At 68.2% G+C, this 11,931-nt stretch carries 13 protein-coding genes and 2 tRNA genes; 9 read left to right on the forward strand and 6 right to left on the reverse strand.

The features are described 5' to 3' along the window. Positions 1-127: 127 nt before the first annotated feature. The 5 genes from BUB20358_RS06765 to pncB all read right to left on the reverse strand — a co-directional run bounded on the left by BUB20358_RS06765 (position 128) and on the right by pncB (position 6,123). Positions 128-1,603 carry a DNA recombination protein RmuC gene (locus BUB20358_RS06765; RefSeq protein ID WP_006764814.1) on the reverse strand — a complete coding sequence of 492 codons (1,476 nt, stop codon included), beginning with the start codon at positions 1,601-1,603 and terminating at the stop codon, positions 128-130. Beyond that, entirely contained in the window at positions 1,600-2,589 is a 990-nt protein-coding gene (locus BUB20358_RS06770) for a 2-hydroxyacid dehydrogenase (RefSeq protein ID WP_035973396.1), read from the reverse strand. The genes BUB20358_RS06765 and BUB20358_RS06770 overlap by 4 nt, the downstream gene beginning before the upstream one ends. 93 nt (positions 2,590-2,682) lie before the next feature. After that, positions 2,683-4,113, reverse strand: coding sequence for a sodium:proton antiporter (locus BUB20358_RS06775; RefSeq protein ID WP_006764816.1), 1,431 nt, complete (start codon positions 4,111-4,113; stop codon positions 2,683-2,685). 38 nt (positions 4,114-4,151) lie between these two features. Continuing rightward, the gene (locus BUB20358_RS06780) at positions 4,152-4,814 is read right to left on the reverse strand and encodes a LutC/YkgG family protein (protein ID WP_035972790.1); all 663 of its coding nucleotides are present in this window, start codon (positions 4,812-4,814) and stop codon (positions 4,152-4,154) included. 109 nt (positions 4,815-4,923) lie between these two features. Then, the gene (pncB, locus tag BUB20358_RS06785; RefSeq protein WP_035973397.1) at positions 4,924-6,123 is read right to left on the reverse strand and encodes a nicotinate phosphoribosyltransferase; all 1,200 of its coding nucleotides are present in this window, start codon (positions 6,121-6,123) and stop codon (positions 4,924-4,926) included. A gap of 266 nt (positions 6,124-6,389) precedes the next feature. Here pncB and fdxA point away from each other — a divergent pair, with 266 nt between their 5' ends. From fdxA to BUB20358_RS06825, 8 genes are all read left to right on the forward strand, one after another. Next, positions 6,390-6,713 carry a ferredoxin FdxA gene (gene fdxA, locus BUB20358_RS06790; protein WP_012213808.1) on the forward strand — a complete coding sequence of 108 codons (324 nt, stop codon included), beginning with the start codon at positions 6,390-6,392 and terminating at the stop codon, positions 6,711-6,713. A 96-nt stretch (positions 6,714-6,809) separates the two neighbouring features. Further along, positions 6,810-6,885: transfer RNA gene (locus BUB20358_RS06795), tRNA-Asn, on the forward strand. Positions 6,886-6,955: 70 nt separating this feature from the next. After that, positions 6,956-7,031: transfer RNA gene (locus BUB20358_RS06800), tRNA-Asn, on the forward strand. A gap of 105 nt (positions 7,032-7,136) precedes the next feature. After that, a complete protein-coding gene (locus BUB20358_RS06805; RefSeq protein ID WP_006764820.1) occupies positions 7,137-7,622 on the forward strand; it encodes a CreA family protein in 486 nt (161 codons plus the stop codon). Positions 7,623-7,678: 56 nt separating this feature from the next. Next, complete coding sequence (locus tag BUB20358_RS06810; protein WP_035972791.1) at positions 7,679-8,581, forward strand: AraC family transcriptional regulator; 903 nt, start codon at positions 7,679-7,681, stop codon at positions 8,579-8,581. 145 nt (positions 8,582-8,726) lie between these two features. Continuing rightward, a complete protein-coding gene (locus BUB20358_RS06815) occupies positions 8,727-9,500 on the forward strand; it encodes an AzlC family ABC transporter permease (RefSeq protein ID WP_035972792.1) in 774 nt (257 codons plus the stop codon). Next, positions 9,497-9,835: an AzlD domain-containing protein gene (locus tag BUB20358_RS06820; RefSeq protein WP_035972793.1), complete on the forward strand. Its 339-nt coding sequence runs from the start codon at positions 9,497-9,499 to the stop codon at positions 9,833-9,835. The genes BUB20358_RS06815 and BUB20358_RS06820 overlap by 4 nt, the downstream gene beginning before the upstream one ends. Positions 9,836-9,997: 162 nt before the next feature. Then, a complete protein-coding gene (locus BUB20358_RS06825) occupies positions 9,998-10,771 on the forward strand; it encodes a DUF4088 family protein (protein WP_006764822.1) in 774 nt (257 codons plus the stop codon). 145 nt (positions 10,772-10,916) lie between these two features. On the opposite strand, the gene BUB20358_RS06830 is transcribed toward BUB20358_RS06825, so the two are convergent. Continuing rightward, complete coding sequence (locus BUB20358_RS06830; protein ID WP_035972795.1) at positions 10,917-11,339, reverse strand: hypothetical protein; 423 nt, start codon at positions 11,337-11,339, stop codon at positions 10,917-10,919. A gap of 264 nt (positions 11,340-11,603) precedes the next feature. Here BUB20358_RS06830 and BUB20358_RS06835 point away from each other — a divergent pair, with 264 nt between their 5' ends. Further along, positions 11,604-11,822, forward strand: coding sequence for an RNA-binding S4 domain-containing protein (locus BUB20358_RS06835; protein WP_035972798.1), 219 nt, complete (start codon positions 11,604-11,606; stop codon positions 11,820-11,822). The last annotated feature ends 109 nt before the right edge of the window (positions 11,823-11,931 follow it).

Raw genomic sequence — 11,931 nt, forward strand, 5'->3', positions numbered from 1 at the left:
TGAGTCCTGTTCAATACAGAACCCAGCCCCGGCTGGCCTAGCATTCCTGAACCGTCCAACTTCTGGGGTTCAGTTCACGCGGCGCCCGTTTCTCGTTCCAGCTGTTTGCGGCGCGACGCGTCGCGCTTCACGCGTCGTCCGCATCGGCGCCGTCCGAGCCTTGCGCGCCGAGCAAGCCGGCCGCCGCATCGCCCGGCAGTGCCTCGACCTGCTTCAGCTTGCGGTTCATCACGCGCGTGCGCTGCTCGGCCGCTTCGATCGAACGCGTGACCGATTCGAGCTGCGACTTCGTGCGCGCAAGCACGTCGCCGAATTTGCCGAACTCCGTCTTCACCGCACCGAGCACCTGCCACACCTCGCTCGAACGCTGCTCGATCGCGAGCGTGCGGAACCCCATCTGCAGGCTGTTCAGCAGCGCGGTGAGCGTCGTCGGCCCGGCGACCGTCACGCGATAGTCGCGCTGCAGCAGATCGGTCAGCCCCGGACGGCGCAGGATTTCCGCGTAGAGTCCTTCGGTCGGCAGGAACAGCAGCGCGAAATCGGTCGTATGCGGCGGCGCGACGTACTTCTCGGCGATCGTGCGCGCCTCCAGCCGCACGCGCGCTTCGAGCGCGCGCGCTGCATCCTCGACCGCGACCGCATCGGCACGCTCCTGCGCATCGATCAGCCGCTCGTAGTCTTCGCGCGGAAATTTCGCGTCGATCGGCAGCCATACCGGCGACGCATCGCGCGTGCCGGCGTCGCGGCCCGGCAGCCGGATCGCGAACTCGACGCGCTCGCCGCTCTTCGGCACCGTCGCGACGTTCTTCGCGTACTGATCGGGCGTCAGCATCTGCTCGAGCAGCGCCTCGAGCTGCACTTCGCCCCACGTGCCGCGCGTCTTCACGTTGGTCAGCACCTTCTTCAGGTCGCCGACGCCGGCCGCGAGCGTCTGCATCTCGCCGAGCCCGCGATGCACCTGCTCGAGCCGCTCCGACACGAGCTTGAACGACTCGCCGAGCCGCTGCTCGAGCGTCGCGTGCAGCTTGTCGTCGACGGTGCGGCGCATTTCCTCGAGCTTCGCCGCGTTGTTGGTCTCGATTTCCTTCAGCCGCTGCTCGAGCGTCGCGCGCACCTCGCCGATCCGGCGGTCGTTCGCCTCGGTCAGCTGCGTGAGCTGCCGGTTCAGCGTGTCGCCGAACAGCCGGAGCGCGGTCGTCTGCTCGTCGCGCGCCTGCTGCGCGTGGCGCTGCATGCCGTCGCGCATCGCGTCGAACTGCTGCGCGTTGCCGGCAACCAGCTTCGCGAGCTGCTGCGCAAAGCCTTCGATCTGATTGTTCTGCACGGTCGCGACGCTCGTCAGCTGCGCGGCGAGCGTCTGCTGAAGCTGCGCGAAGCTGCCGGCGAGCTCGGTGCGCGAGCCGCGCGCGTTCTCAGCGATCTCGCCGCGCAGCTCGCGCTCGAGCCGCTCCACCGCCCGCGCGTGCGCATGCGCGGCGTCCTCGATCTGGTCGCCCAGCACCGCGACGTCGTCGTGGCGGCTACCGCGCACGAGCGCGACGATCGCAACCGCCAGCGCGAGCGCCAGCACGACGACGGCGGCAAGCAGCAACGTCGTCGTCATGCCCGCGGCTTCCCGATCACGTCGGGGTTGATCGGGTTCGGCGGCCGTCCCGCGCGCGGTCCTTCGCCGAGTGCGGCGATCAGGTTGTCGGCCGCGAGGTTCGCCATCGCGCGGCGCGTCTTCTCGGTCGCACTCGCAATGTGCGGCGTCAGCACGACGTTCGGCACCTCGAGCAGCGCCGGATGCACGCGCGGCTCGCCTTCGAACACGTCGAGGCCGGCCGCGGCGATCGTGCCGTCACGCAGCGCGGCGGCGAGCGCCGCGTCGTCGACGATCCCGCCGCGCGCGATGTTGGTCAGCGTCGCGGTGCGCTTCATCTTCGCGAGTTCGGCAGCGCCGATCGTGTGATGGTTCTCCTTCGTGTACGGCAGCACGAGCACGACGTGGTCCGCGCGCGCGAGCAGCGCGTCCTTCGACACGTATTCGGCGTTCAGTTCGGCTTCGATCTCCGGCGCGACGCGCGACCGGTTGTGATAGATCACCTGCATGTCGAAGCCGCGCGCGCGACGCGCGAGCGCCTGGCCGATGCGCCCCATCCCGATGATCCCGAGCGTCGAGCCGTAGACGTCGTTGCCGAGAAAACCGTCGTACGCCCACTTCTGCCAGCGCCCTGCGCGCAGCCAGTGCTCGGATTCGGCGATCCTGCGCGCGGCCGCCATCATCAGCGCCCAGCCGAAATCCGCCGTCGATTCGTTCAGCACGTCCGGCGTGTTGGTGCCGAGCACGTTCGCCGCGTTGAACGCGGCCATGTCGAAGTTGTTGTAGCCGACCGCCATGTTCGACACGACGCGCAGCCGCGGCGCGGCCGCGAGCGTCGATGCGCCGATCGGATCGCCCGCCGTCAGCGCGCCGTCCTTGTCCACGAGGCGCGCGGCGAGCGCGTCGGGCGCGAGCACGTCGCCGTCGTTCCAATCGACTTCGAAATACTGCTTGAGCCGCTCGATCACGTCCGGAAAGATCGGACGCGCGACCAGAATCTTCTGCATCGCCATCTCCGCATGCCGCGGCCGGAACGCGGCGCGACGTGCGCCGCGCGACCGCCCGCGCTTGGTTGAAAAGCCAGGTTGAAAATCGTGAGCTTACGCCGTGAAGAAGATCCACGACGTGAGCAGGAACACCGGTATCAGCACGACGAACGCCCAGCCGAGATACGCGAAGAAGCTCGGCATCCGTACACCGCGCGATTCGGCGATCGCCTTCACCATGAAGTTCGGCGCGTTGCCGATGTAGCTGTTCGCGCCCATGAACACCGCGCCCGCGGAAATCGCGGCGAGCGTCGTCGCGCCCGTCGTCATCAGCGTCTGCGCGTCGCCGCCCGCGAGGTTGAAGAACACGAGATACGTCGGCGCGTTGTCGAGGAACGACGACAGCAGTCCGGTCGCCCAGAAGTACATCGCGTCGATCGGCTTGCCGTCCGCCCCGGTGACCAGATGGACGACCGACGCGAATGCGCCGTCCGCGCCCGCGCGCAGGATCACGATCACCGGCGCGATCGTCACGAAGATGCCGGCGAACAGCTTCGCGACTTCCTCGATCGGCGCCCAGTTGAACGCGTTGCCTTCGCGCGCGGATCGCGGCGTCAGCGCGAGCGACGCGAGCGTCACGACGACGAGCGCGACGTCGCGCACGACGTTCTGCAGCGCGACGTGCGTGCCCCATACGTCGAACGCGATGCCCGGCTTCCACACGCCGCTCATCAGCACGAGGCCGATCACGGCGGCGAGCAGCACGAAGTTCAGCTTGCCGTCGATCGACAGCGCGGCGCCGTCGGGCGTCGGATCGAGCGCGGCCGGCCGCTCTTCGCCGCCCTTCCGGTAGAAGTACGTGTCGAGCGCGAAGAACATCGCCAGCAGCAGCGCGCAGACGAACAGCATCGGCAGCGCGAGATGCACGGTCGTCCAGAAGAAGCTCACGCCGTTCAGAAAGCCGAGGAACAGCGGCGGATCGCCGAGCGGCGACAGCGACCCGCCCGCGTTCGCGACGAGGAAGATGAAGAAGATCACGACGTGCACGACGTGCGTGCGGTTGTCGTTCGCGCGCAAGAGCGGCCGGATCAGCAGCATCGCGGCGCCCGTCGTGCCCATCACGCTCGCGAGCAGCGTGCCGAGCGCGAGGATCGCGGTATTGAGCTTCGGCGTGCCGTGCAGGTTGCCGTTCACGCAGATGCCGCCGGCGACCGTGTACAGCGCGGTCAGCAGCACGATGAACGGGATGTACTCTTCGAGCAGCGCATGCACGAGCGTGCCGAACGCGGTGCCCGCGCCGAACGCGACCGCGAACGGAACCAGGAACGCGATCGCCCACGCGGCGGCGATCTTGCCGAAATGGCGATGCCAGAACACCGGCGCGACGAGCGGGAACAGCGCGATCGACAGCAGAATCCCGGCGAACGGGATGCCCCACAGCGCGGACAGCGTGGCGCCGTCGAGCGTGGCGGCCGATGCGAGCGCGGGAACGGCGCCGAGCGCCGCTCCCGACGCCATGCGCGCCCAGGCGGCATGTCGTTTCATGCAGGACTTCCTCGAATGATGGTGATGAACGCCGCGCGTCACGCGCCGCGAACGACGATCGCGTGCACGCGATACGGGCCGTGTGCGCCGAGGACGATGGTCTGCTCGATGTCGCCGGTGCGGGACGGCCCCGACACGAAGTTGACCGCGCGCGGCAGCTCGCCGCGCTCCGCGCGGATCAGCGCAAACGCGTCTTCATGGCCGGCGACGATCCGCGATGCCGGCACGATCGCAATGTGCGTCTCCGGCAGCAGCCCGGCCGACGCATAGGTGTCGGGCCCCGACAGCAGCACCAGCGAGCCGGTTTCGGCGGTCGCGCAGAAGCAGCCGGTCAGGCCGACCAGATCGCCGTCGCGCGGCTTCCGGTATTCGACCGACAGACCGGCGCCCGCCCAGTCGAGCGTAGACAGCGTGCGCCATGCGATCGCCTGCGTCGGCAGGCCGTGAGCGGAAAGATAGCGAGCGGCGGCGGCGGGCGCGTCGGCAAGCGTGTCGACCTCGTCGACCGTCGTCGCGAGCCGCGCGGCTTCGTCGACGAACGCGGCGACGAGATCGGCCGGCGCCGGCGGACGCGGGCCCTGCGGATGGCGGGCGAGATAGTCGGCGACGCTCTCGCGCTCCGCTGCATCGGGCTCGGCCGCACGACCCTGCGCCGCGCGGATGCGTGCGAGGATCTGGCGACGGGCAGCGGAAGTGTCCATGAACGGCCTCGTGACGGTGGCGTGCGATATCGCCGGATTATACCGACCGGCCTCGGCGCGACGCACGCCGTCCGTTCGCGCGACATCGAACGGACGACGCGGCCGACGCCTACTTCGACGCGTCGTCGTCGACCGGCTGCGCGATGCCGAACACCTGGCGCAGGTAGGCGAGATACGCCTTGTCGTCGCACATGCTCTTGCCCGGCGAATCCGACAGCTTCGCGACCGGCTGCCCGTTCGCGCGGACCATCTTGATCACGATCTGCAGCGGCACGTAGCCGAGATCGTTCGTCAGGTTCGTGCCGACGCCGAACGCGAGCTTGCAGCGGCCGCGGAACCGTTCGTACAGTTGCATGACCTTCGGGATGTCGAGCGCATCGGAGAACACGAGCACCTTCGTGCGCGGGTCGCAGCGGTTCGCCTCGTAATGGCGGATCATCCGCTCGCCCCATTCGAACGGATCGCCGGAGTCGTGGCGCGCGCCGTCGAACAGCTTGCAGAAGTACATGTCGAAATCGTTCAGGAACGCGTCCATGCCGTAGACGTCCGACAGCGCGATTCCGAGGTCGCCGCGGTATTCCTTCGCCCACATTTCGAAGCCGTACGTCTGCGAATCGCGCAGCCGCGGCCCGAGCGCCTGGCACGCCTGCAGGTATTCGTGCGCCATCGTGCCGAGCGGCGTCAGCCCGTGCTTCATCGCGTAGAACACGTTGCTGGTGCCCGCGAACTGCGCACCGAGCCCGTCGCGCAGCGTGAGCGCGACCTCCTCGTGCCAGACCTTCGAGAAACGCCGGCGCGTGCCGTAGTCGGCGATCTTGCAGTCCGCGAATTCGGGCTTCGCGCCGAGCAGCTTGATCTTCTCGCGCAGCCGCTCGCGCCCTTCGCGATAGTCGGGATCGCGCTGCGTGTTGCGGAAATACACTTCATTGACGATCGCGAGCACCGGAATCTCGAACAGGATCGTATGCAGCCACGGCCCCTTGATCTCGATGTCGATCTCGCCGTTGCCCTTCGGCGAAGGCGTGATCGAGATGTACTTCTCGTTCAGATGGAACAGCGCGAGGAAGTCGACGAAATCGCTCTTGATGAAGCGCATCCGCCGCAGGTAATCGAGTTCGAAGTCCGTAAAGCGCAGCGAGCACAGCCCGCGCACCTCGTCGCGGATCTCGTCGATGTACGGGACGAGATCGACGCCGGGCGTGCGGCACTTGAAACGGTATTCGACGTTTGCGGCCGGGAAGTGATGCAGGACGACCTGCATCATCGTGAACTTGTAGAGATCCGTGTCGAGCAGCGAAGTGATGATCATGATGTGCGGCACCGCCAATATCGAGACAGGGCCCCGGCGCACCGCGCGCCGTCCGGTCTGCCGGTCATGTTACCCGAATGCGTGCCGGACCATCGCCGAACGGCGGCGCGGCGGCGCGCGCGGGCGGCGGTCCGCGCCCCATAAACTAATCACGAAACGATATAAGCCGGAAAGCCGACCGCGCGATGCGGGTTTTGTGCATCAGTTACAATGCCGCTTTTGGCGCAAACGCCACCCCATATATACCGCCAAGCAGGAGCGTTTTAATGACTCACGTTGTGACCGAAGGCTGCATCAAGTGCAAATACACGGATTGCGTGGATGTGTGCCCGGTGGATTGCTTCCGTGAAGGTCCCAACTTTCTCGCCATCGATCCGGACGAGTGCATCGACTGCGCGGTATGCGTGGCCGAATGCCCGACCAACGCGATCTATGCCGAAGAAGACGTTCCTGGCGACCAGCAGCAGTTCACCGCGCTGAACGCGGAGCTGGCGAAAGTCTGGCCGTCGATCACGAAGACGAAGCCGGCGCCTGCCGATGCGGACGAGTGGAAGGACGTGCAGGACAAGCTGCACCTGCTCGAGCGCTGATCGCGCGGCAGCCGCAGAAATTTTTCTCCGTCGGCGGCCCAAAGGTGTTGACAGCTTAGCCGACACTCCATACAATCTCGTTTCTCTGCTGTTTGTTCCCCGATAGCTCAGTCGGTAGAGCGCCGGACTGTTAATCCGTAGGTCCCTGGTTCGAGCCCAGGTCGGGGAGCCAAAAAATGCAAAGGCCCGTTGAAGGTAGACGGGCTTTTTACTGGTAACCAAACGCAGACGTACCGATTTATTCCCCGATAGCTCAGTCGGTAGAGCGCCGGACTGTTAATCCGTAGGTCCCTGGTTCGAGCCCAGGTCGGGGAGCCAGACAGCGAAAGGCCCGTCATTCGACGGGCCTTTCGTTTTTCCGGCCGCCGTCGCTGCGCATGCTAGAGTTTGCGTCCCGCATACGCATACGCTCCGGTTCCATCGATGAAGCATCGTCTCCTTTCCCCCGTGCGGCTCGCCGCCCTCGTCTGCGCCTTCGCCGCCGCCCCGCTCGCGCACGCGGAAGAAGTCGGCAGCGTCAACACCCATTTCCGCGTGACGGGCTCCGATCGCGTGGTCGTCGAAGCCTACGACGATCCGGTCGTCTCCGGCGTCACGTGCTACGTGTCGCGTGCGCGCACGGGCGGGATCAAGGGTTCGCTCGGCATCGCGGAGGATCCGAGCGAAGCGTCGATCGCATGCCGGCAGGTCGGCCCGCTCGCGTTCAAGGAGCCGCTGAAGCAGCAGACCGACGTGTTCAGCGAGCGCATGTCGTTCATCTTCAAGACGCTGCATGTGGTGCGCGTGGTCGACAAGAAGCGCAACACGCTCGTCTATCTGACCTACAGCGACCGCATCGTCAGCGGCAGCCCGAAGAACGCGGTCACCGCCGTCCCCGTGCCGGCCGGCACGACGATTCCGGTCAAGTAAGCGCGCCTGCTCCCCGGCCGATACACTGTCGCCTCGCCCGCTCCCCGCGCCCGCCGATGCCAGCCCTTCGTCTTCGCGATTCCGTCCGCTACTGGCGCACGCCGCTGCTGCCGGATGCGGATCTCGTCACGGCCACCTATCGCGATCACGCGTTCGCGCCGCACTGGCACGACGCGTACACGATCCCCGTGATCCTCGAGGGCGCGGAGCGCTTCACGTATCGCGGCAGCGGCTACGTCGCCGAGACGGGCACCGTGCCCGTGATCAATCCCGGCGAAGTACATACGGGCTCGCGCGCCACCGACGACGGCTGGTGCTATCGCGTCGGCTATGTGCCGGTCGATTTCGTCCGCAATCTCGCGAGCGCGATCGCCGGCCGCCCGCAGGACGCGCCGTGGTTCCCGCCCGGCGTGATCCGCGACGCCGATCTCGCCGCGCGGCTCGCGCTCGCGCACCGGATGATGGAAGCCGGCAGCGAGCGTACGCCGCCGTCGCATGCGCACGGGCAGCCGGCCGACGGGCCGGCGTCCGACGCGCCCGGCGGCGTCTACGATCCGCTCGCTGCCGAAACGGCGATGCTCGATGCTTTGTCGACGCTGATCGTGCGGCACGCCGATACACGGCCGCGGCCGGCGACGCTCGCGGCCGACGAACCGCGCGTCGACGCGATGCGCGAGCGGCTCGCCGCCGATCTGGCGAGCACGGTCACGCTCGACGAGGTTGCGCAGGCAGCGGGCCTGTCGCCGTTTCACGCGGCGCGGCTCTTTACGCGCACCGTCGGCATGCCGCCGCACGCGTGGCGCAATCAGCTGCGGCTGCAGCGCGCGCTCGCGCCGCTGCGTGCCGGCGCGCCGGTCGCCGACGTCGCGGCGGCGAGCGGTTTCGTCGATCAGAGCCACTTCACGCGGCATTTCAAGAGAATGTTCGGCGTGCCGCCCGGACGCTGGCAGGCGCGCTGACGCGCGGCGTTTCGCGCCCCGGCATCCCGCGCACCCGAGGATCGCCGCGCGCGCGTTGCGTTGCGGCCTCTGCGTCGCGGTGCCGCCGCCCGCGACAGCAAGAACGTACAAGTCGGCGAACCGCCGGTCCGCTATCCTCGATCGCATGGACACGCGCCCTTCTAACCCGACACCTCCGCCCGCGCCGACCGCGCGGCGCCCGCTCAACGAATGGCTCGACGGTGCCCGCGACACGATCCCGATGATGATCGGCGCGGCGCCGTTCGGCGTGATCTTCGGCACGCTGGTCGCCGGCGGCCCGCTCGCCGCATGGCACGGCGCGCTGATGTCGCTCGCGGTGTTCGCGGGCTCCGCGCAGTTCATCGCGCTCGGGCTGATCGCGGGCAGCGCGAGCTTCGCGGTCGTGCTCGCGACCACGCTGATCGTCAACCTGCGCCACCTGCTGTACAGCGCGACGCTCGCGCCGTACGTCGCGCATCTGCCGCTGCGCTGGCGCGCGACGCTCGGCGCGCTGATGACCGACGAAGTGTTCGCGGTCGCGTACGCGCACTACCGGCACTTCCCGCCCGGCGCGATCGGCCCCCACTACTTCTTCGGCTCCGGCCTCGCGATGTATCTGAACTGGCAGGTGTGGACGCTCGCCGGAATCGGCTTCGGCGCCGCGTTTCCGGGCCTCCAGTCGCTCGGCCTCGATTTCGCGATGGCGGCGACGTTCATCGCGATCGTCGTCCCGCAGCTCGGCAAGCTGCGCTATCTCGCGGCGGCGGCCACCGCCGGCACGCTCGCGTACTTCTGGCAGGACTGGCCGTACAAGCTCGGGCTGCTCGGCGCGGTGGCGGCCGGCGTCGCGGTCGGCGTCGTGCTCGCGCTGCGGCACGAACGCTCGCGCCCCGGCTCGCGAACGGAGACCGCATCATGAGCTATGCGCTGCTGATTCTCGGGATGGCCGTCATCACGTACGCGATCCGCACGACGCTGTTCCTGTTCGGCGAGCGGCTCACGTTCGCGCCGCTCGTGCGCACCGCGCTCGGCTTCGTGCCGGTCACCGTGCTGACCGCGATCATCGTGCCGATGGTCGTATCGCCGCACGGCGGCACGGCCGAACTCACGTGGCGCAATCCGCAGCTCGTCGGCGCGCTCGCCGCGGTGCTCGTGTCGGCCACGACGCGCCGCCCGCTCGTGACGATCGCGGTCGGCCTCGCGGTGTTCTTCTTCTGGCAGGGCATCGTGCTGCACCGGTGGCTGCCGGCCTGACCGCGCGCGGCGCAGCGCGCGGCTCAAGTTTCGGCCGGACGCGCCGATATAGCGGGTGAAGACCCGCCATCGGCCTCGGCGCGAACCGGTCAGTCGACGCTGCGCCCGTAGCCGTGCGCGGCGCCGGCCGTCGGCACGCGCAGGCCGCCATCGAGACGATTCATGGGCCAGATCACCCTTTCCGTCAAAGACGACACCCTCGCGTCCCTGCGCAAGGACTACGATGCGTTCGTGCGCGTGTCGCTGAAACTCGACCCGCAGTTCGCGACGCCGTCGTTCGAGGACTTCCTGCGCGCCAAGCTGCTCGACAACATGGTGCCGCTGACCGAGCACGCGGTGCAGCGAATGCTCGAGGGCGGCCAGTACGCGTGGGCGAAGCGCACGCTCGACAAGGAGTTCCCGGACGTCGTCGCGATCCTGATGCGGCAGGCGAGCGAATTCGGCTTCGGCTTCGCGTCGCGTTCCGAATGGACGCCCGACGAGCTCGCGAAGGCATGCCGCGACTGGGCGAAGGCGATCGTCGCCGAAGCGCAGGGCGACGCGTCGCTCGTCGATCCGCTCGCCGCGCAGATCAAGGGGGCGGTACACGACATCCAGACGCTCGAGGAAATGATGCAGACGCCCGCGTGGCGGCTCGCCGAATCGCTGCGACAGCGCGTGTACGAAGCGAAGCTCGCGTGCGAGATGAGCGTCGGCAGCGCGGCGCGCGACAAGCTCGGCGAACTGCGCGGGCTGCTGCGGCTCGGGCTCGCGCACGGCTCGTTCCAGAAGCAGGAAGCGCAGCAGATCATGGAATACCTGCGGCTGCTGAAACCGGAGATTTTCGTCGACGAGCCGTACGACGTGTTCGCACGGCTCGCCGCGTGGCTGCGCAGCGTGTTCTCGCCGCCGGCGCGCTCGTCGACGGGCGCGGGGCACGAGCAGCAGCGGCCGTAGCCGCGCACGCGAACAAGCAGACAAGCGAAGAACGAAGAGCGGCCCGGCTCGCATGACACGAACCGGGCCGCCGGATTGCCGCCGTCACGACGCACGGCCTGCTGCACGCACCGTCCGCCGTACGTCGACCGGGAACGGATATCGCCTACTGCGTGCCGCCGGACGCCGAGCCGCCGCCCTGCGCACCGGTCGACGCACTGCCGTCGACCGCTTCGTCGCCGACCTTCGACTGCGTCGAGCGCGCGTGATGCTTCGTCGACTTCGCGGTGTGCTTCGTATGCTTCTTCGTCGAATGCACGCCGGACGCCGCCGTATCGTTCGCCCCGTTGGCCGTCGCGCCGGCCGAGTCGGCCGCACCGCCGGCCGCACCGCCCGTCGCGTTGCCGGTCGCGTTCGTCCCGGCGCCGCCCTGCGCGCCCGCGCCGACCCCGGCCCCCGGCGTCTGCGTCTGCATGCCGGCGCCCGCGCCTGCGGTGCCCTGCGCGGCCGTGCCCGTTTGCGCAAACGCAGCCGAAGTGGCGAACGCCGTCAGCGCGGCACCGATCAGCATCGTACGAATCTTGGACATGACTATCCTCCTCGAGAAGTTGCGGGCGCGGATCGCGTCGATGCGATCCGTCGCGTCGCCTGCCGCGACATGCAGCAGGTATCCGGAAAGACCCGCCGCTCGCCGCACCGGTTCGCCGATCTCTCAGACTGTTACCCACCGTTTCATTTGCTGACGACTCGCTCACAGTCGCTAACAACTGCGCGGCCGCCCGCGCTCGCGCACCGGCCCGCGGTGCCGTATGATGCGGAGCGACTCCTCCCGCGCGCAGCGCACCTTCTCGTCATGCCCAATCTGGATTTCACGCTGACCGGCGACTACGTCGAGCTGCACAACCTCCTCAAGATCACCGGCCTCGCGGACAGCGGCGGCACCGCGAAGATGATCGTCGCGTCCGGCGCGGTGAAAGTCGACGGCGCGGTCGAGCTGCGCAAGACGTGCAAGATCCGTGCGGGCCAGGTCGTGCTGCTCGGCGATACGCGCATCGCGGTACACGGCGCATAGCGTTCCCCTTTGCGCGGCATGGCCATCGGCGCGCGCGTTCGACACGGCACGAATAAAGCCGTAAGCTGACCGTCTCTCAAAATAAATACATCGCGCGCGGGCCCGCTCC

It is taken from the genome of Burkholderia dolosa (assembly GCF_902499135.1).
In the GTDB taxonomy this organism is placed as follows: Bacteria; Pseudomonadota; Gammaproteobacteria; order Burkholderiales; family Burkholderiaceae; genus Burkholderia; species Burkholderia dolosa.

What these genes read in the sequence shown, in the direction of transcription:
- BUB20358_RS06765 (WP_006764814.1), bottom strand. Translation starts at nt 1,603, where the DNA reads ATGACGACGACGTTGCTGCTTGCCGCCGTCGTCGTGCTGGCGCTCGCG.
- BUB20358_RS06770 (WP_035973396.1), bottom strand. Translation starts at nt 2,589, where the DNA reads ATGCAGAAGATTCTGGTCGCGCGTCCGATCTTTCCGGACGTGATCGAG.
- BUB20358_RS06775 (WP_006764816.1), bottom strand. Translation starts at nt 4,113, where the DNA reads ATGAAACGACATGCCGCCTGGGCGCGCATGGCGTCGGGAGCGGCGCTC.
- BUB20358_RS06780 (WP_035972790.1), bottom strand. Translation starts at nt 4,814, where the DNA reads ATGGACACTTCCGCTGCCCGTCGCCAGATCCTCGCACGCATCCGCGCG.
- pncB (WP_035973397.1), bottom strand. Translation starts at nt 6,123, where the DNA reads ATGATCATCACTTCGCTGCTCGACACGGATCTCTACAAGTTCACGATG.
- fdxA (WP_012213808.1), top strand. Translation starts at nt 6,390, where the DNA reads ATGACTCACGTTGTGACCGAAGGCTGCATCAAGTGCAAATACACGGAT.
- BUB20358_RS06805 (WP_006764820.1), top strand. Translation starts at nt 7,137, where the DNA reads ATGAAGCATCGTCTCCTTTCCCCCGTGCGGCTCGCCGCCCTCGTCTGC.
- BUB20358_RS06810 (WP_035972791.1), top strand. Translation starts at nt 7,679, where the DNA reads ATGCCAGCCCTTCGTCTTCGCGATTCCGTCCGCTACTGGCGCACGCCG.
- BUB20358_RS06815 (WP_035972792.1), top strand. Translation starts at nt 8,727, where the DNA reads ATGGACACGCGCCCTTCTAACCCGACACCTCCGCCCGCGCCGACCGCG.
- BUB20358_RS06820 (WP_035972793.1), top strand. Translation starts at nt 9,497, where the DNA reads ATGAGCTATGCGCTGCTGATTCTCGGGATGGCCGTCATCACGTACGCG.
- BUB20358_RS06825 (WP_006764822.1), top strand. Translation starts at nt 9,998, where the DNA reads ATGGGCCAGATCACCCTTTCCGTCAAAGACGACACCCTCGCGTCCCTG.
- BUB20358_RS06830 (WP_035972795.1), bottom strand. Translation starts at nt 11,339, where the DNA reads ATGTCCAAGATTCGTACGATGCTGATCGGTGCCGCGCTGACGGCGTTC.
- BUB20358_RS06835 (WP_035972798.1), top strand. Translation starts at nt 11,604, where the DNA reads ATGCCCAATCTGGATTTCACGCTGACCGGCGACTACGTCGAGCTGCAC.